This window comes from Streptomyces coelicoflavus (assembly GCF_003112555.1).
In the GTDB taxonomy this organism is placed as follows: domain Bacteria; phylum Actinomycetota; class Actinomycetes; order Streptomycetales; family Streptomycetaceae; genus Streptomyces; species Streptomyces coelicoflavus.
The window spans coordinates 357,109-376,337 of sequence record NZ_BEWB01000007.1 but is presented as its reverse complement, the minus strand read 5'-3'; the positions used below and the strand labels follow the sequence as shown (position 1 = coordinate 376,337).

Here is a 19,229-nt window from a genome sequence, read left to right as displayed (position 1 = left end):
CTACCCGGCCGCCTTGACGAGTTCGTCGACGGCGTAGGGCATGGACAGCAGGGTGCCCTGGGAGATGGCCGCGCCGACCGCCGGGCCCTCGCTGTCCAGCAGGTAGGACACCTTGCCGTTCTTGACGGCGTCCAGGTTGGTGAAGAGCTTGAACTTCTTCAGCGCGTCCTGGTCCGCCTTGTCGTTGATGACGAAGACGCGGTCCACGTCGACCAGGTCGACGCGCTCGGGCGAGAGCGTGGTGTAGAAGTCGCCGCCGGCGACCTCGTCGATCTCGGTCTGGTACTTGAAGCCGATGCCGGTCACGAGCCGTCCGCGCACGTCGGTGGAGGTGAACGGGGCCACCGAGTCCTTGTACCAGGAGAGCACCACCGCGGTCTGGTCCGCGAACCCGGGGTGGGCCTGCTTGGCCGCGTCCAGCTTGCCCTGGATGTCGGCCACCATCTTCTCGCCCTCCTCGGCCCTGCCGAGTGCCTTGGCGATGTGCAGCGCGTTGTCCTGCCAGGGAGCGCTGAACGGCTCCTTCTCGCCCTTGGTGCGGCCCACCGTGGGCGCGATCTTGGAGAGCTTGTCGTAGGCGGCCCGGTCGATCTCGGAGTAGACCGCGACGATCAGGTCGGGGCGCAGGGCGGCGATCTTCTCGTAGTTGGGGCCCGTGTCACCGTTCTTCATGATGACCTCGGGCTTGGTGTCTCCCCACTTGTCCTTCACCCAGGGCCACTGGGTGTTGATGTCGGGGCTCTGGCCGGCCGGGTTCGGGTACTGGTCGACCATGCCGACGGGCTTGATACCGAAGGCCAGGACGGTCTGGTCGTCGGTGTAGCCGACGGAGACGACCCGCTCGGGCGCCTTGTCGATCTTCGTCGTTCCGAACGCGTGCTCCACGGTGACCGGGAAGGCGCCGGCTGCGGCCGGGGTGCCGCCGCCCGCCTCGTCCGCCGGGTCGTCCGAGTCGGAACCGCACCCCGCGAGGAGTCCGACGCCGAGCGCGGCGGCGGACAGTGCCGCCGCCAGTCGTCGCCACGGCTTCATACGCGTCGTTCTGAGGAGCATCCCGGGCATCCCTTTGCTGTCGCGCCGACCAGTGTGAGGTTAGCCTACCCTCACTTCAGCAACTCCGGTGTTGATTGATGCAGTTCGGCGTGGGTCCGTCCGATCGGCACGATGAGGGGGCGGTCCCCGACCGGGTCGTCGATCACCTTGGCGCGCAGCCCGAACGCCTCGTGCAGCAGGTCGGCGGTGATCACGTCGCGCGGGTGACCCTGCGCCAGGATCGCGCCCTCCCGCATGACGACCAGGTTGTCGCTGTAGCGCGTGGCCAGGTTGAGGTCGTGCAGCACCATGACCACGGTGCGCCCGGACTCGTGCAGGTCGTCGACCAGGTCGAGCACGTCGACCGCGTGGGCCAGGTCGAGGTAGGTGGTCGGTTCGTCCAGCAGGAGCAGGTCGGTGCCCTGGGCGAGGGTCATCGAGATCCACACGCGCTGGCGCTGCCCGCCGGACAGCGAGTCGACCGGGCGGTCCGCGAGGTCGGACACCCCGGTCATGGCCAGTGCCCGCTCGACGACCTCGGCGTCGTCCGACGACCACTGCCGCAGCCAGCTCTGGTGCGGATGGCGGCCCCGGGCCACCAGGTCGGACACCGTCAGCCCCTCCGGAGCGACCGGCGCCTGGGGCAGCAGGCCGAGCTTCCTGGCCACGTCGCGGGTCTTGAGCGCGGCGATGTCCTCGCCGTCCAGCACGACCGAGCCGCCGGTCGGCTTCAGCAGCCGCGACAGGGTGCGCAACAGGGTCGACTTGCCGCAGCCGTTCGGTCCGATGACGGTGGTGATCACGCCGGGCGGGATCGACACGTCGAGGCCGTCGATGACGGACCGTGCGCCGTACCCGACGGTGACTCCCCGGGCCGCCAGCCGTGAGGCGCCGTCAACTCCCGTACCGGTCCCGGTGATGGACTGAACGACCACAAGGCCCCCTCGATTAGGCTCGCCTTACTTTGTACCAGCTATCGGCGGTTCGCCCGCACCAGCAGATAGACGAGGAAGGGTCCGCCGATGGCGGCGGTGACCACGCCGACCGGCAGCGTGACGGGCAGGGCGGTGCGTGCGACCAGGTCGGAGCCGGTCAGCAGCAGCGCGCCCACCAGGCCGGAGGCCACCAGCGGCGGTGTCGGGCACCGGGCCAGCCGCATCGCCACCTGTGGTGCCACCAGCGCGACGAACGGCACCGGACCCGCCGCGCTCACCGCCACGCCGGCCAGCAGCACGGCGCACAGCAGCAGGGCCGCGCGCACCGCCCCGAACCGGACGCCCAGCCCGGCGGCGACCTCGTCGCCGAAGTGCAGCGGCTTGAACTGGAAGGCGACACAGGCCACGACGACCAGGAGGGCGAGCGTGCTCCACAACGCGACGTGGACCTCCTCCCACGACCGGTTGTCCAGCGAGCCGACCAGCCATGCCTGGGCCCGGGCCACGTCCCTGATGTCGGCGGTGACCAGCAGCCACGTGGTGAGGGCCTGCATCACGGCGTTGACCGAGATGCCGATGAGGATGAGCCGGAAGCCGTCGATCCCCCGGCGCCATGCCATGAAGTACACCAGCAGACCGGTGCCGAGGCCGCCCGCGAGCGCCGCCGCCGACAGGCCCACGGAGTCGACGACGGCCGTCGCGGCGCCGCCCGACACCGTCACCAGGAACACGGCGACGGCGCCGGCCCCGCTGGTGATGCCGAGGACGTCCGGGCTGGCCAGCGGGTTGCGGGCGATCGACTGGGTGAGGGCGCCCGACACCCCGAGCGCGACGCCCACGACGAGCCCGGCGAGGGCACGCGGCATCCGCAGGTCCATGATCACGAACCGGTCGACCTGCTCGCCCCCGCCGAGGACGGTGGCGACGACCCGGGGCAGGGCGATGGGGAAGTCCCCGACGCCGATGGACAGGCAGAACACCAGGAAGCCGGCCACCGCCAGGAGCAGGGTGACCCCCGCGATCCAGGGCCGCCACACGAACGACACGCCGCCGAACCGCACCCCGGGCGCCACCGACGCCCGCACCTCCGCCTTCGCGTCCACAGCCGCGTCCGCCCCGTCCGCCCTCATGTCCGCCCCGTTCACGCGCTCTTGAACTTTCCGCGCCACACCAGGACGGCGAAGAACGGTGCGCCGAGGAGCGAGACGACGACCCCGGCGTCCAGTTCCCCCGGCCGCACGACCAGGCGCCCCACGATGTCGCAGACCAGCAGCACCACGGCTCCGAGCAGACCGGCGTACGGCACCAGCCAGCGGTAGTCCGGGCCGGTCAGGTACCGGGCCACATGGGCCACCATGAGCCCCAGGAACGCGATGGGGCCGCAGGCCGCCGTCGCGGCCCCGGCCAGCAGGGTGATGGCGACGACGCCGACGGTGCGGGTCAGCGCGGTGTTCACCCCGAGCCCCCGTGCCACGTCGTCGCCCAGGTTGAGCAGGTTGACCGAGGGCAGCGTGATCAGCGCCAGCAGCAGCCCGGCGGCGATGAAGGCCGACACGGGCCAGATGACGTCGAATCCGACCCCGGTCAGCGAGCCCGCGTTCCAGAACCGCAGGGCGTTCAGCGAGGCCTTGTCGGTCAGCGCGACCGCCGTGGTCATCGCCGCGAGGAACACCGTGACACCCTGCCCGGCGAGGGCGAGCGTGAGCGGGTTGCCCGCGCCCCGGCCGATGCTCGACAGCCCGAACACGACGACACCGGCGACCGCCGCGCCCAGGAAGCCGAGCCAGACGTACTGGAACGGGCTGGTGAACCCGAAGGCGGCGATCCCCGACACCACGGCGAACGAGGCACCGGAGTTCACCCCGAGCAGCCCCGTGTCGGCGATGGGGTTGCGCGTGTACCCCTGGATCAGCGCCCCTCCGACACCCAGCGCGATGCCCGCCACGACGGCGAGGACCGTGCGGGGCACCCGCACGGTCCGCACGATGAGCCTGATCTCGGTGAGCCGCTGGTCGGGTTCGGGCGCCGCGACCAGCCCGTGCCAGACCTCGGCGGGGCTCAGCGCCCGCGCGCCGACCGCCAGCGACACCGCGGCCACGACCACGAGCAGCGCCGCGAGGAGGCCCAAACCGGCAACGCGGCGTCTACGGGCCTCGGTTACGCCTCCGGGCGCGGGTCGCTCCACCGCAGTCGTGGTCATAGCGCCGTACATTAACGCGCGCCGGTGCCGGTCCCGTCGGCGACCGTACGGGCCTCGTCGGAACCGGACTCGAGTCCCCGGCCGAGGAGCGAGTCGAGGATCTCGCCGACCCGGACGGCGGTGTTGGACAGCAGCGACGAGGTGATGCCGTGCGTGTGCTCGGTGCCGCCCTGCAAGTAGATGCCGCAGCGCAGGGCCGGGTCCGTGGCGACGCGGTAGTCGCGCTCGACGCGCACCCGGCCCTCGTCGTCGCGCAGACAGCGGTCCGCGACCTCGCCCAGCAGTCCGAGGGGGTCGGCGGGGCCGTAGCCGGTGGCGAGGACCAGGACGTCCGCGTCCAGGAGGGTCTCCTCACCGGTGACCAGGGAGGTCACCGTGGCGCGCACCCGGTCCGGTGTCTCCTTGACGTCGGTGAGCCTGGAGACGTTGAGGAACCGCAGCCGCTCGGTGCCGAGGACCTTCTCCCGGTACATCTGCCGGTACAGGTCGTCGATCAGGTCGATGTCCACCACGGAGTAGTTGGTGTTGCCGTGGTAGTCCATCAGCCGGCGTTTGACGCTGCCGGGCGCGGCGAAGTAGTCGTCGACGGCCGCCGGGTCGAAGATCCGGTTGGCGAACGCGCTGTCGTCGGCGGGGCTGTAGCCGTAGCGGGCGAAGACCGCGCAGACCTCGGCGCCGGGGAAGCGGCGGTGCAGGTAGGCGACGTTCTCGGCGGCGCTCTGCCCGGCGCCGACGACGACGAACCGGGAGGGTGAGGTGCCCTCCAACGCGTCGACCCTGGTCAGCAGTTCGGAGTTGTGCCAGACCCGGTCGCCGCGCTCCACGCCTTCCGGCACGAGGGGGCGCAGCCCGGTGCCGACGACGAGGTTGCGCGCCCGGTGGACCTCGAGCCCCTCCCCCGAACGGACCGTCACCTCCAGGTGGTCCACGGCTCCGTCCCGCACGACGGGTGCGACGCCGACGACCTCGTGACCGTAGGAGACCATGTCGTCGACCTTGGCCGCGGCCCACTCGAAGTAGTCGTGGAACTCGACCCGCAGCGGGAAGAGGTTCTTGTGGTTGATGAAGTCGATCAGCCGCCCCTTGCTCTGCAGGTAGCAGAGGAAGCTGTACTCGCTGGCCGGGTTCCGCAGTGTCACCAGGTCCTTGAGGAACGACACCTGCATGGTCGCGTCGTCGATCAGCATGCCGCGGTGCCAGCCGAAGCGCGGCTGGTGCTCGAAGAAGCGGGCGTCGAGCGCCTCCTGCCCGCCGGCCCGTGCGTTGTGTTCGCGGATCGCGATCGCCATGGCGACATTGGACGGTCCGAAGCCGATACCAATGAGGTCGTGGACCAGCGTTGGGTCAGCAGGAAGAACCTGTGACATGTCACTCCCCTCGTGCGCCGGAAACTTAGGTGAGCCTAAGCTAATGAGGTACGGCTGTCGATAGGGCGCACCAGGGGTCGGTTCCAGCCAACTGACGCACTCCGACGCGGTGTTGCGCACTAAGGTAAGGCTTGCTTAACTGCCCGGGTCAGTCCCTGCCTTCAGCACCTGTCCCGAGGAGGAACCCCCATGCGGGTCGTCATGTTCGGTTACCAGACCTGGGGGCACCGCACCCTGCGAGCCCTGCTGGACTCCGAGCACGACGTGGTCCTGGTGGTCACGCACCCCAAGAGCGAGCACGCGTACGAGAAGATCTGGAGCGACTCCGTCGCCGACCTCGCCGAGGAGCACGGCGTCCCGGTGCTGATCCGCAACCGCCCGGACGACGACGAGCTGTTCGAGCGTCTCGAGGAGGCCGGTCCGGACATCATCGTGGCCAACAACTGGCGGACCTGGATCCCCCCGCGCATCTTCGGCCTGCCTCGCCACGGCACCCTCAACGTGCACGACTCGCTGCTGCCGAAGTACGCCGGGTTCTCCCCGCTGATCTGGGCGCTGCTCAACGGCGAGACCGAGGTGGGCGTCACCGCGCACATGATGAACGACGAGCTGGACGCCGGGGACATCGTCCGGCAGGAGGCGGTGCCGGTCGGGCCGACGGACACCGCCACCGACCTCTTCCACAAGACCGTCGACCTGATCGCCCCGGTCACCATCGGCGCCCTCGGGCTCATCGCGGCCGGGCAGACCGAGTTCACCAGGCAGGACCGCTCCGCGGCGAGCTTCTTCCACAAGAGGTCCGCCGAGGACATCCGCATCGACTGGAACTGGCCGGCCGAGGACCTCGAGCGTCTGGTCCGGGCCCAGTCCGAGCCGTACCCCAGCGCCTTCACCTTCCACCGCGGCAGGCGGCTGGAGATCCTCGCCGCCGTGGTCTCCGAGGGGCGCTACGGCGGCACCCCCGGCCGGATCTTCTACCGGGAGGGCGAGGGCGTGGTGATCGTCGCCGGGGCCGACGCGCGCCGGGGCCGCGATCACGGCCTCGCCGTCACGCGCGTACGGACGGAGGACGGGCGGGAGTTGGCCGCGACGGAGTACTTCACCTCCATGGGCGGCTATCTGACCGCCCGCCCCTGAGCGCCGCGACCGGACACCCATGACGGGCAGGGCCCGACCGTGCCGTCACGGTCGGGCCCTGCCGGGTTGCGGGTCCTGCGCGGCCTCAGCCGCTCTTGCGCCGGAACGACCGCTGGCTGGCGGCCGGACCGTGGGTGCCCCGGATCTTCGCCACGTCGGCGTTCGCGGCAAGGGCAGCGGCCTCGGCCTGTTTGCCGCGCTTGCGCTCCAGCGCCTGGCGGAACTTGTCCTTCAGGTCGTACTGACCGTTGGCATCGGGTGTGAGGGCGGTGCTCTCGGCCTCCGCCGGTTCCGAACCTGCTTGCGATGAAGACTCTTCAGTCATGACGACCTCCTGGGCTCGGACAACAAGAGCACAGCTTGTCACGGCCGGCCGCCCGGAACCACCGAGAATGTGCCGGGACCGGCCGGCAGGTCCACCGTGTACCGGCGCAGATACGTGTCCAGGTACGGCGACCGCTCCCCGGGGGTGGCGACGTCGTCGGCCGGGTTGTCCAGCGCCAGCCGGAGCCTGGCCCCCTTGACCTCGACGGTCTCGCCGGAGGGCGTGTCGCGCCAGGAACCGGTCTGGACGGAACCGATCTCCACGGCCAGCACGTGCCCGGCGGCGAGGGTCCAGTCGGTCGCCTTCAGGTCGACGCTCATCCGTCCGGGCTTCACCAGGGAGACCTGCTCGTCGAACATGACGGCGGTGCCGTCGGGGGCGACGTCGTACAGCTTGAGCATGACGTTGCCCTCGCCGCGGGCCGTCAGGGAGACCTGCGGGGTGCCGGTGACGCGTGTGTCCTTCTTCAGCGGCTTTGACCAGACGAAGAAGCTGGAGCCGACCTCGCCCGCGAGCTGACGCTCCGCCACTCCCGCGGCCAGCCCGGCCGGGGCCGGCTGCTCGGTCGCCGGCGCGTTCTCCATGTCCCACCTGCCGGGCGGCTGCGACGGTGCCTTCGGCGCCGGGGTGCCGGACGCGGTCAGCTCCGCGCGGGCGGACGCGCCGCCGTCGTCCACGTAGGAGCCGCCGCCGAGCGGAACGGTGACCGACCGTTCGGTGACGGGCCACGTACGCTGGGCGCGCCAGGCGCCGGTGGAGTCCTCGACGGCGTAGGCCGGGTAGCGCACCGTCGGCCTGACGCCCTTCAGGTACCGGTCGTAGAAGGACAGGGTCTCCTCGTACCAGCCCTCGCGGCCCATGGCCAGGCGGCCGTCCTCGACGCGGTCGCCGCCGCGCACGTGGTCCCACTGGCCGAGCCAGCCGCGCTCGGGGCCCCGGTGGTTGTCGAGGTACTCCTCCATCTCCTCGGGCTTGGTGTTGTTCTCGACGAAGCCCTGCGTCACGAAGAGCGGGGTGTCGCTGCCCTTCGCCATCCGCGCCAGGTCGCGGGAGGTCCAGTGCTCGTCCCACTGGTCGGATATGCGGTATCCGGCCGAGTTCTCCGTCAGGCACTCGGGTGGCTCTCCTCGTACCGGGCCGCGGCCCGGTAGCGGGGGTCGTCGTCCGCCATCGCGGGCATCGACGCGATGGAGTTGTAGGCGTCGGCGGTGCCGGTCACGTTCGGGCGGGGCACCCCGTTGGAGTAGATGTACTGGTACATGTCCCACACGGGTTCCTGGGCCACGACGGCCTTCAGCGCCCGCTGGTCCAGGTTGTTGCCGATGAGGCCGGTGACGGCGTCGTACGACTTGCCGTACATGCCGACCGCGCCGGTGGACCAGGGCTGCTTCGCGGCCCAGTCGATCGCGGCCTTCACGTCGGCCTGCTCGCCCGGCCCGCCCCAGTCCAGGCAGCCGGTGGAGCCGCCGAAGCCGCGCAGGTCCACCATGACGAAGGCGTACCCCTGGTCGAAGAGGTCGGTGCCCTCGATGAAGTCCTGGAAGCGGGCGGACGGCCCGGTGTGGCTCCAGCCCTCGGGGCCGGTCTGGCCGGCATGGGCGAAGTAGGGGCCGATCGACAGGATGACCGGCACCTTCTCCCTGTGCTTCAGTCCCTCGGGAAGCAGCACGTCGGCGTGGAGGCGGGTGTCCGAGCGGTCGGACGACGGGAAGTAGTGCTGGGTCCAGACCGAACCCTCCGGGACCCGGTCGTTCTCCTCGTGCGTGACGGGACCGGCCCCGGTGGCGGTGGCGGCCGGCTCCGACTCCGCACCCTCGGCCGCGACGGCCGGGCCGCCGAGGCCCGCGGTCAGGGCGAGGGCGACGAGTGCCGAGGCGGTCCGGACGACCGCGCGACGTGGTCTCACATGCTCCTCCTTGGACGGTGGGTGCAGGTGGTACGGGTGGTGCAGGTCTAGCAGCGAAGTGCCCGCACGTCGATGGGGCGTCCCGGCAACTGCCCCGTCCACAAAGGGCATTGGCGGACAGGGTGGGGCGAGACCTTCCCGCGCCCGCACCGTCGGGCCCCGCCCGCCGCGTCCGCGCCGGAATCGCCCGCACGTCGATTGCTGCCTAAGGTTGGGCACGCCGACGGAACCGGAGACCGGAGTTCTTCCCGACCGCAGGAGAGTGGGGCGCCATGGCGCGGGGTGTCGATTCGATCCGGCGCACCGCCCTGGGTGCTCTCGGGGCCGTCCTGCTGCTGCTCGGCGTCGCTCTCCTGGTGCTGCCGGGACCCGGCCTGCTGCTCGTCTTCGCCGGCGTGGTGCTGCTGGCGCGCGCCGTCCCGGCGTTGGACCGGTTCGTCGCCCCCGTCCGCGTCCGGGCGATGCGCGCGGCCGAGGAGAGCGTGTCCTCCTGGTGGCGCATCGCGGGCTCGGTGTCGGTGGGGCTGTTCCTTCTCGCGGCGGGTCTGGCGTGGGGCCTGGTCCCCGAGCTGCCGTACTCCGGATGGGCCACCGGGGCGAGTCTGATCATCTCCAGCGTGGCGCTGTTCGCCCTGCTCGTGTGGAGCCACCGCCGCGTTCAGGCGGACCGTCGCGGCTCGGCGCCCGCTTCGGAAGGTACGCGTTGACCAAACGGGACAGCGTTCCGTATATTTAACTGGGACAGCGTTCCGCTTTGTCGCGCCGACGTGCGCCCTCCTGGAACGGCCTCGACCGCCGCCGTCCCGCACGACCGGCCGCCGCGGCCGCCAGGCCCACGAGCCCCGAACTACCGAACGGACATCCGCATCGTGAGTGCACCGATATCCCCCACCGACTTCGCCTCCCCGCCCGTGCCCGTCCTCTCCGTCGCCCCGGTCGTGCTGCCCGCCCCGGGACGGCCCGTGGAGCTCCAGGTGCGGGTCTCGGCCCCCGTGACCGGGACCGGCCTGCCGGTCGTCCTGCTCTCGCACGGCCAGGGCTACTCGAACCACCTCTCCTCCCTGAACGGTTACGCGCCCCTCGCCGACCACTGGGCGGCGCACGGCTTCGTCGTGATCCAGCCGACGCACCTGAGTTCGAGGTCACTGGCGCTCGATCCGAGGACCCCGGGGGCGCCGCTGTTCTGGCGGTCGCGCGCCGAGGACATGACGCGCGTCCTCGACCGGCTCGACGACCTGGAGCGGGCCGTCCCGCAGCTGGCCGGCCGGCTGGACCGGGACCGGGTCGCCGTCGCCGGGCACTCGATGGGCGGGCACACCGCGAGCCTGCTCCTGGGCGCCCGGCTCACCGATCCGGACGACGGCTCGGAGGTGGACCTGACCGAGCCCCGCATCCGGGCGGGCGTCCTGCTCGCCGCGCCCGGCCGGGGCGGCGACGCCCTCAGCGCGTCCGCGGCCGAGAACATGCCCTTCTTCCTGACCACGGACTTCTCCGGGATGCGGACCCCCGCGCTCGTCGTCGCCGGCGACGAGGACGACTCCGCCCACCTGACCGTGCGCGGACCCGGGTGGCACACCGACCCGTACGTCCTCTCCCCCGGCCCCAAGGCCCTGCTCACCCTGTTCGGCGCGGGCCACGGGCTCGGCGGGGTCGCCGGGTACGACGTGGCGGAGACCACCGACGAGGACCCCGGCCGGGTGGCCGCGGTGCAGCGGCTCACCTGGGCCTATCTGCGCTCCGAGCTGTACCCGGGCGACTCCGCCTGGCAGGCGGCGCGGGACGCGCTGAGCGCCGGTCCCGACCCGCTCGGGCGGATCGAGTCCAAGTAGGGCCCGGACGCTCGGCCGCGGGGCGCGGGGAGGCCCGCTGGTAAAATGGCCCCACGCGTCGAGGCGCCCGGGTCCGTACCGAGGGGTACGGACCCGGTCGCGTTCCGGGCGCCTGAACAGGAAGGTCCCCCATGAACGCGAAGCCGACCGCATCCTTCGACGCCCTCGGGCTGCCGCCGGTGCTGGTGGAGACGATGACCGGCCTGGGGGTGACGGAGCCCTTCCCGATCCAGGCGGCGACCCTGCCCGACGCCCTGGCCGGGCGCGACATCCTCGGCCGGGCGCGGACCGGCTCCGGCAAGACGCTGGCCTTCGGGCTGGCCCTGCTCGCCAGAACGGCGGGCCGGCGCGCGGAGTCGAAGCGGCCGCTGGCCCTCGTCCTGGTGTCGACCCGGGAACTGGCCCAGCAGGTGAGCGAGGCGCTGACGCCCTACGCGCGGGCCCTGGACGTGCGTCTGACGACGGTCGTCGGCGGGCTGTCCATCAACCGCCAGACCCAGGCGCTGCGCGACGGCGCCGAAGTGGTCGTCGCCACGCCGGGCCGCCTGACCGACCTGGTGGCCCGGCGGGACTGCCACCTGAACCACGTGCGGATCACGGTGCTGGACGAGGCGGACCAGATGTGCGACATGGGGTTCCTGCCCCAGGTATCGGGGATCCTGGACCAGGTGCCCTCCGACGGGCAGCGGCTGCTGTTCTCGGCCACTCTCGACGGCGACGTCGACCAGCTGGTGCGGGACCGTCTCCACGACCCGGTCCCCGTGTCGGTCGACCCGGTGTCGGCCTCGGTGAGCACGATGGAGCACCACGTACTGACCGTCCACCCCGCCGACAAGTACGCCACCGCCACCGAGATCGCCGCCCGCGACGGCCGGGTACTGATGTTCCTCGACACCAAGGCCGGGGTCGACCGGTTCACCCGGCAGCTGCGGGCCGCCGGAGTGTCCGCGGCCGCCCTGCACAGCGGAAAGTCGCAGCCGCAGCGCACCCACACCCTCGCCCGGTTCGTGGAGGGCGGGGTCACCGTGCTGGTGGCCACCAACGTCGCGGCGCGGGGCATCCACGTCGACGACCTCGACCTCGTCGTCAACGTCGATCCGCCGGCCGACGCCAAGGACTACCTGCACCGCGGCGGGCGCACGGCGCGGGCCGGCCGGGCGGGGAGCGTGGTCACGCTCGTCACCCCGGACCAGCGGCGCGAGGTGAACCGGATGATGTCCGAGGCCGGGATCCGGCCGACGGTGACCCCGGTGCGGTCGGGCGAGCAGAAGCTGACGGACCTCACCGGCGCGAAGCGCCCGCCGGCCGGGCAGGGCAAGGAGGGCGGCAACGCCCGGTTCCGCGGGATGGGCACCCGTCCTGGCGGTGCCGCGAAGGGGTCGCGCAAGGCCGTCGAGGCGCGCAAGGCCGCGGAGGCGCGCGCGGCGGCCCGGGTACGCAGGGGCCGCTGACCCCGCGGGCGAACGTGCCGCGTGGAGACGGAGGCGAATGTGCCGCCCCGGAGGGGGACTTGACGTCCAGAACTTTGCACACACTGATGACAAAGTATGGACATGCCAAGCGGAAGTCTCCTACCTTGGCGGCGGAACGTCCGTCCTGCCGCACAAGACCGGAGCGACATCCGGCACGGTCCGGTCCCCACCACCCGGAGGACCCATGCACCCACGGCTGTTCTCACGTGCCCGAAGACACCTCATCCTCCTGCTGACGTCGGCCGTCGCGCTCGGCGGCGCCTGGGCCGCCCCGGCGTCCTCGGCGGCCCCCGCCGACATCCCGCCGCAGGAACCCGGCGTCACGCTGCGCGTGTTCGACGTCCAGACGCCGCTGAACGAGCTGTGCACCCTCAAGCCGGGCCAGACCCCCAACCACGACAAGCTGATGCCGACGGTCGACTGGTCCACCACCGCCGACTTCGGCGGCATCGCCGACAACTTCGTCTCCCAGGCGTCCGGCTACCTGGTGGCGCCGCGTGACGGCACCTACGTGTTCCGGCTCGTCAGCGACGACGGCTCCCGGCTGACCCTCGACGACACCACGGTGATCGACCACGACGGACTGCACGGCGCGGAGCCGAAGGACGGCACGGTCGAACTCACCGCGGGAGCGCACCCGCTGCGCATCGACCACTTCGACCGCGGCGGCGGCCAGCAGCTCCAGCTGTCCTGGATGCCGCCGGGCGAGAGCGGGTTCAGCGTCGTGCCCACCGAGGCGCTGAGCACCGACGCCGGGGTCGTCCGAGTGACGGCGCCGGGCCGCAAGGAGTGCGAGGCCGGGCGCGACACCCCCGGCGACGGTCTGCCGCTCACCTCCGTGCGCCCCGACCTCGACCTCACCGACCTGCGCCCCGAGGGCTTCGAACCGCAGGTCACCGGCATGGACTGGCTGCCCGACGGGCGCCTGGCGCTCAGCACCTGGGGCGGCTCCGACAACGTTGCCGGAGAGGTGTACCTCCTGGACAACGTCACCGGCGAGACCAGCCGCGACAAGGTGACCGTCGAGAAGGTCGCGAGCGGGCTGCGCGAGCCCATGGGCATCAAGTACGTGGACGGTTCGCTCTACGTCTCGCAGAAGCACGAGCTGACCCGGCTGGTGGACAGCGACGGCGACGACGTGACCGACGAATACCGCACGGTCGCCACCTGGCCCTACGGCGGCAACTTCCACGAGTTCGCGTTCGGCCTGCTCTACCGGGACGGCTACTTCTACGTGAACCTCTCCGTCGCCATCGACCTCGGCGGCGCGACCACCAACCCGCAGCCCGCGCCCAACCGCGGGACGACGTACAAGATCAGCAAGAAGACCGGGAAGATCAGTCCGATCGCGGGCGGGCTGCGCACGCCCAACGGCATCGGCTGGGGACCGGGCGGCAGCCTGTTCGCCACCGACAACCAGGGCGGCTGGCTGCCCGCCTCGAAGCTGGTCCAGATCAAGCAGGACCGCTTCTTCAACCACTACACCGAGCCCGCCGGGCCCTTCGAGGACTCCCCCGTCACCCAGCCGGTGCTGTGGCTGCCGCAGAACGAGATCGGCAACTCGCCCTCCACCCCGCTGTACCTCACCAAGGGCAGGTTCGCGGGCCAGATGCTGATCGGCGACGTCACCTACGGCGGCCTCCAGCGCGCCTACCTGGAGAAGGTGAAGGGCCAGTACCAGGGCGCCGTCTTCCGCTACACCCAGGGTCTGGAGGCGGGCGTCAACCGGGTCTCCATGGGCCCCGACGGCGCGATCTACACCGGCGGCCTGGGCGCCGACGGGAACTGGGGCCAGGAGGGCAAGCTGAAGTTCGGCCTGCAGAAGCTGACGCCGAACGGCGGCAACACCTTCGACGTCCAGAAAATGCGGGCCGTGCCCGGCGGCTTCGACCTGACGTACACCCAGCCGGTGTCCGAGGAGACGGCCGCGGAGCTGGCCTCCCGCTACGAGGCCGAGCAGTGGCGCTACACGCCGACCGGCGACTACGGCGGCCCGAAGATCGCCGAGGAGGAGCTGGCCGTGCGGTCCGCGACGCTCTCGGACGACGGCCGCACCGTGCGGCTGCGGCTGGACGGCCTGAAGCCGGACCGCGTCGTGCACGTGCGTTCCCCGCGCCCGTTCGCCTCGGCCTCCGGTGAGACGCTCTGGAGCACCGAGGCCTGGTACACCCTCAACGAGATGCCCGGCAAGCAGCCGCCCGCCGCCACCCTGTACGAGGCCGAGGAGGCGCGGCTGACGGGGAAGGCGGGCATCAACACCGACCACGCCGGCTACTCCGGCAGCGGCTTCGTCGACCGCTACGCCACCGAGGGCGAGGTCACCACGACCTTCGACGTGCCCGTCCGGAAGCCCGGCACCTACGACGTGGGCCTGCGCTACTCCAACGGCCCGAACCCCTTCGAGGGCACCAAGTCGCTGTCCCTCTACGCCAACGGGAAGAAGGTGCGCCAGACGCGGCTCCCCTCCACCGGGGACTGGGACACCTGGTCCACGCGGACCGAGAGCGTGCGGCTGCGAGCCGGCCACAACACGCTCTCCTACCGCTACGACCCCGGCGACACCGGCCACGTCAACCTCGACCTGATCACCGTGCGCCCGCACGGCGCCCGGGTCGCCCTGTTCGACGGGACCGCCGCCTCGCAGGAGCAGTGGCAGCACACGGACGGGAGGAAGGTGGCCTGGCCGCTGGCCGAGGAGCGGTCGATGGAGGTGTGCTGCGGCGACATCCGCACCAAGGACGCCTACCAGGACTTCAAACTGCACGTGGAGTTCCGGGTGCCGCTGCTGCCGGACGACGTGACCGGCCAGGACCGCGGCAACAGCGGCATCTACCTCCAGGACCGCTACGAGCTGCAGATCCTCGACTCCTACGGTGACACCACCCCGGACACCAACGAGGCCGGGGCGATCTACCTGAAGAAAGCCCCCGACACCAACGCGGCGACGGCCCCGGAGACGTGGCAGACGTACGACATCGTCTTCCGGGCCGCCCGCTTCGACGAGAACGGCGCCAAGACGGCCGACGCCCGGGTGACGGTGGTGTGGAACGGCGAGACGGTCCACGACGACGTCGCCCTCGACGGGCCCACCGCGGCCGGCCGGGCCGAGACGCCGGCCGCCGGGGCGATCCGGTTGCAGGACCACGGCAACAAGGTCAGGTTCCGCAACATCCGGGTCGAACCGCTGGACTGACCCGAAGCCGTGCGGGACGGTCCCTGAACGCCGCCCCGCACGGCCGCTCCACCGATCCGGCGGGCGAACCGGTGCCGCGGGCGCCTGTGGGTAGGCTGAAGCGAGAATCACCTGCCCGTCGAAGAAGGAGCGGAATTGAGCGAGCCGGCGTCCATCGCCCTGCAGAAGGAGATCGCCCGGGAACTGGAGGTCGCGGAGACCTTCGACGCGGAACGGGAGATCGAGCGCCGGGTGGCCTTCCTCGCCGGGCGGCTGGCCTCCGCCGGTCTGCGCGCCCTCGTGCTCGGCATCAGCGGCGGTGTCGACTCGACCACCGCGGGCCGCCTCTGCCAGCTCGCCGTGGAGCGGGCGCGCGCCGAGGGGCACGAGGCCCGCTTCTACGCGATGCGGCTGCCGCACGGGGTCCAGGCGGACGAGAGCGACGCCCAGCGCGCGCTCTCCTTCATCCGGCCCGACGAGGTGCTGACCGTGGACATCAAGCCCGCGAGCGACGCGATGCTCGAGACCCTGCTCGCCGCCGACGTGGCCTTCCGCGACGCCCACCACCAGGACTTCGTGCACGGCAACGTCAAGGCCCGGCAGCGCATGATCGCGCAGTACGCGGTGGCCGGTGCGCACGGCGGCCTGGTCGTCGGCACCGACCACGCGGCAGAGGCGGTCTCCGGCTTCTTCACCAAGTTCGGCGACGGCGCCGCCGACGTCGTACCGCTGACGGGCCTGACCAAGCGCCGCGTGCGCGCCGTCGCGGACGCGCTGGGCGCCCCCGCCGAGCTGGTGCGGAAGGTGCCGACGGCCGACCTGGAGACCCTCGACCCGGGCAAGGCCGACGAGGACGCCCTCGGGGTCACCTACGACGAGATCGACGACTTCCTGGAGGGCAAGCCGGTGAAGGAGCAGGTCTTCGAGACGATCGTCACCCGCTACCGGCAGACCGACCACAAGCGCCGGATGCCGATCGCTCCCTGACCCGACCGCCGGTGGTGGCGACGGCCACCACCGGCGACCACCACGTCAGGCATGCCCTTTATGTGCGGTTTGCCATGAGTCGACCTAGTCTGTCCGAGGAGGTGCCCGAACCAGGGCGGGCACCGGCCGGAGAGGCGGAGCGGACATGGCGGACTTCATCGGCGCGGTGGACCAGGGAACCACCAGCACCCGGTTCATGATCTTCGACCACGGGGGCAACGAGGTCGCGAAGCACCAACTGGAGCACGAGCAGATCCTCCCCCGCTCCGGATGGGTGGAGCACGACCCGGTGGAGATCTGGGAGCGCACCAACTCGGTGATGCAGAACGCCCTGCGCAACGGCGGACTGTCGGGGTCCGACCTGGCGGCCATCGGCATCACCAACCAGCGGGAGACCACGGTGGTCTGGGACCCGCGCACCGGTCGGCCGTACTACAACGCCATCGTCTGGCAGGACACCCGCACCGACGCCATCGCGGCGAACCTGGAACGCACCGGCCGGGGCGACGTCATCCGCCGCAAGGCCGGGCTGCCGCCCGCGACGTACTTCTCCGGCGGGAAGATCCAGTGGATCCTGGAGAACGTCGACGGCGTCCGCGAGGCCGCGGAGCAGGGACACGCGGTGTTCGGCAACACGGACTCCTGGGTCCTGTGGAACCTGACGGGCGGCCCCGACGGCGGCATCCACGCCACCGACGTGACCAACGCGAGCCGCACCATGCTGATGGACCTGGAGACGCTCGACTGGGACGACGAACTGCTGGGCTTCTTCGGCATCCCGCGCGGCATGCTGCCCACCATCAACCCGTCCTCGCACTCGGAGGCGTACGGCACGACCCGGACCTCCCGGCCGCTGCGCGCCGCCGTTCCCATCACCGGGGTCCTGGGCGACCAGCACGCGGCGACCGTCGGCCAGGTCTGCTTCTCGCCCGGCGAGGCCAAGAACACCTACGGCACCGGCAACTTCCTGGTCCTCAACACCGGCACCGAGCTGGTCCGCTCCCAGCACGGCCTGCTGACCACCGTGGCCTACCAGTTCGGCGACAATCCGCCGGTCTACGCGCTGGAGGGCTCGATCGCGGTGACCGGGTCCGCCGTGCAGTGGCTGCGCGACCAGATGAAGATCATCAAGACCGCGGCCGAGAGCGAGGAACTCGCCCGCACGGTCGAGGACAACGGCGGCATGTACTTCGTCCCGGCGTTCTCCGGCCTGTTCGCCCCCTACTGGCGCTCGGACGCCCGGGGCGCGATCGTCGGCCTCGCCCGGTACAACGACAACGCGCACCTGGCCCGGGCGACGCTGGAGTCCATCTGCTACCAGAGCCGCGACGTGGTCGTGGCCATGGAGCAGGACTCCTCGGTCCACCTGGACGTGCTGAGGGTCGACGGCGGGGTGACCGCCAACGACCTGTGCATGCAGATCCAGGCCGACGTCCTGGGCGTCCCCGTGAGCCGCCCCGTGGTCGCGGAGACCACCGCCCTCGGCGCCGCCTACGCGGCGGGGCTGGCCACCGGCTTCTGGCGGGACACCGACGAACTGCGCACCCACTGGAGCGAGTCCAGGCGCTGGGAGCCGCAGTGGTCCGAGGAGCAGCGCGCGCAGGGGTACGCGGGCTGGAAGATGGCGGTCGAGCGCACCCTCGACTGGGTCAAGGTCCCGGAGAGCTGATCCGGGGGCGGATCAACGGCCAACGGGGCCCGGCGTGCCGGAGGTTCCGCGATCCCCCGGGTCCCGCGCACGGGCGTCCGCATAGGGTGATCCCATGTCTGCCGGATTGAGCGCGGCGAGGACCCGGGCCGCGCTGCGCACCAGCGCGCGCGTCTCGGGCGAGTTGCTGCTGATACTCGTCATGCTCGCGGTGACCCTGTGGGTCCTCGGCCGTATGTGGTCGGTGGTGTGGCCACTGCTCGTCGGTCTGCTCCTGACCACGCTGACGTGGCCCTCGGCCCGCTTCCTGCGGCGGCACGGGTGGCGTCCGGCCCTGGCCGCGACGGCGGTGACGGTGGCCTTCCTGCTGGTCGTCGTGGGCATCGTGACACTGATCGCGGTGCCCATGTCCTCCCAGACGGACGAGTTGACCGACGGCGTGGTCGAGGGCATCCAGCGGCTGCGCGAGTGGGCGGCGGGACCGCCGCTGAACATCGGTGACGACGAGATCACCGGTGCGATGGATTCAGCGGTGGCCCGCATCCAGGACAGCGTCGGCAGCATCACCACTGCCGTGGCGACGGGGGTGGGGGCGGTGGTCAACGGCCTGATCACCGCGGTCCTGGGCGTCTTCCTGATGTTCTTCTTCCTGAAGGACGGGCCGCGGTTCCTGCCCTGGCTGGCCCGCCAGCTGCCCGGCCGGCTGGCCACCGACGTCCCGGTGGTCGCGCTGCGGGGCTGGGAGACCCTGGGTTCCTTCGTCCGGTCGCAGGCCCTGGTGGGGCTGCTCGACGCCGTGTTCATCGGCCTCGGCCTGTGGATCCTGGGCGTGCCGCTGGTGCTGCCGCTGGCGGTCCTGACGTTCGTGTCCGCGTTCGTGCCCATCGTGGGCGCCCTGTTCGCGGGTTTCGTGGCGGTGCTGATCGCCCTGGTGTCGAACGGCCTGACGGACGCGCTCATCGTGCTCGCGATCATCGTGGTCGTGCAGCAGTTGGAGGGCAACGTCTTCCAGCCCATCATCCAGAGCCGTGGCCTCGGTCTGCACGCGGCGGTGATCCTGCTGGCGGTGACGCTGGGCGGCAGCCTGTCCGGGATCGTGGGCAGCCTGCTCGCCGTCCCGCTCGCCGCGCTGATCGCTGTGGTGTGGAACTACGTGCGCGAGCAGTTGGCCGAGCCGTCCGAGGAGGCCGCGACCGCCGACGGCTGAGCCGGCGGACGG

General features: G+C 71.5%; 14 protein-coding genes and 1 pseudogene. 8 read left to right on the top strand and 7 right to left on the bottom strand.

Annotation, left to right across the window (positions count from 1 at the left end; genetic code table 11):
* The 5 genes from Sco07f_RS19340 to Sco07f_RS19320 are packed head-to-tail and all read right to left on the bottom strand — an operon-like array spanning position 1 to position 5,534.
* The gene (locus Sco07f_RS19340; RefSeq protein ID WP_007389671.1) at positions 1-1,053 is read right to left on the bottom strand and encodes an iron-siderophore ABC transporter substrate-binding protein; all 1,053 of its coding nucleotides are present in this window, start codon (positions 1,051-1,053) and stop codon (positions 1-3) included.
* Positions 1,054-1,103: 50 nt separating this feature from the next.
* The gene (locus tag Sco07f_RS19335) at positions 1,104-1,967 is read right to left on the bottom strand and encodes an ABC transporter ATP-binding protein (protein WP_108988569.1); all 864 of its coding nucleotides are present in this window, start codon (positions 1,965-1,967) and stop codon (positions 1,104-1,106) included.
* 38 nt (positions 1,968-2,005) lie between these two features.
* Complete coding sequence (locus Sco07f_RS19330; RefSeq protein WP_174855388.1) at positions 2,006-3,097, bottom strand: FecCD family ABC transporter permease; 1,092 nt, start codon at positions 3,095-3,097, stop codon at positions 2,006-2,008.
* An 11-nt stretch (positions 3,098-3,108) separates the two neighbouring features.
* Positions 3,109-4,167, bottom strand: coding sequence for a FecCD family ABC transporter permease (locus Sco07f_RS19325; protein ID WP_164139973.1), 1,059 nt, complete (start codon positions 4,165-4,167; stop codon positions 3,109-3,111).
* An 11-nt stretch (positions 4,168-4,178) separates the two neighbouring features.
* Positions 4,179-5,534, bottom strand: coding sequence for a lysine N(6)-hydroxylase/L-ornithine N(5)-oxygenase family protein (locus Sco07f_RS19320; RefSeq protein ID WP_087788294.1), 1,356 nt, complete (start codon positions 5,532-5,534; stop codon positions 4,179-4,181).
* A 189-nt stretch (positions 5,535-5,723) separates the two neighbouring features.
* Here Sco07f_RS19320 and Sco07f_RS19315 point away from each other — a divergent pair, with 189 nt between their 5' ends.
* Complete coding sequence (locus tag Sco07f_RS19315; RefSeq protein ID WP_054101063.1) at positions 5,724-6,671, top strand: methionyl-tRNA formyltransferase; 948 nt, start codon at positions 5,724-5,726, stop codon at positions 6,669-6,671.
* A gap of 85 nt (positions 6,672-6,756) precedes the next feature.
* Here the strand turns inward: Sco07f_RS19315 and Sco07f_RS19310 are convergent, their stop codons facing one another.
* Positions 6,757-6,996: a DUF5302 domain-containing protein gene (locus Sco07f_RS19310; RefSeq protein WP_007389666.1), complete on the bottom strand. Its 240-nt coding sequence runs from the start codon at positions 6,994-6,996 to the stop codon at positions 6,757-6,759.
* A 38-nt stretch (positions 6,997-7,034) separates the two neighbouring features.
* Positions 7,035-8,902 (bottom strand): annotated as a pseudogene (locus Sco07f_RS19305) (CocE/NonD family hydrolase).
* Between the two features lie 272 nt (positions 8,903-9,174).
* Here Sco07f_RS19305 and Sco07f_RS19300 point away from each other — a divergent pair.
* The 7 genes from Sco07f_RS19300 to Sco07f_RS19270 all read left to right on the top strand — a co-directional run bounded on the left by Sco07f_RS19300 (position 9,175) and on the right by Sco07f_RS19270 (position 19,217).
* Positions 9,175-9,609: a PGPGW domain-containing protein gene (locus Sco07f_RS19300; protein WP_007389663.1), complete on the top strand. Its 435-nt coding sequence runs from the start codon at positions 9,175-9,177 to the stop codon at positions 9,607-9,609.
* Between the two features lie 162 nt (positions 9,610-9,771).
* On the top strand, positions 9,772-10,731 hold the full coding sequence (locus tag Sco07f_RS19295; RefSeq protein ID WP_108988566.1) for an alpha/beta hydrolase family protein: 960 nt from the start codon (positions 9,772-9,774) through the stop codon (positions 10,729-10,731).
* Between the two features lie 131 nt (positions 10,732-10,862).
* A complete protein-coding gene (locus Sco07f_RS19290) occupies positions 10,863-12,182 on the top strand; it encodes a DEAD/DEAH box helicase (RefSeq protein WP_087788298.1) in 1,320 nt (439 codons plus the stop codon).
* Between the two features lie 205 nt (positions 12,183-12,387).
* Positions 12,388-15,396 (top strand): 3-keto-alpha-glucoside-1,2-lyase-like domain-containing protein, encoded by a 3,009-nt coding sequence (locus Sco07f_RS19285; RefSeq protein ID WP_108988565.1) that lies wholly within the window; start codon positions 12,388-12,390, stop codon positions 15,394-15,396.
* A gap of 135 nt (positions 15,397-15,531) precedes the next feature.
* Positions 15,532-16,362 carry an NAD(+) synthase gene (gene nadE / locus Sco07f_RS19280; protein ID WP_007389659.1) on the top strand — a complete coding sequence of 277 codons (831 nt, stop codon included), beginning with the start codon at positions 15,532-15,534 and terminating at the stop codon, positions 16,360-16,362.
* Between the two features lie 145 nt (positions 16,363-16,507).
* Entirely contained in the window at positions 16,508-18,031 is a 1,524-nt protein-coding gene (glpK, locus tag Sco07f_RS19275) for a glycerol kinase GlpK (protein ID WP_108988564.1), read from the top strand.
* Positions 18,032-18,125: 94 nt separating this feature from the next.
* Positions 18,126-19,217, top strand: coding sequence for an AI-2E family transporter (locus Sco07f_RS19270; protein ID WP_108988563.1), 1,092 nt, complete (start codon positions 18,126-18,128; stop codon positions 19,215-19,217).
* The last annotated feature ends 12 nt before the right edge of the window (positions 19,218-19,229 follow it).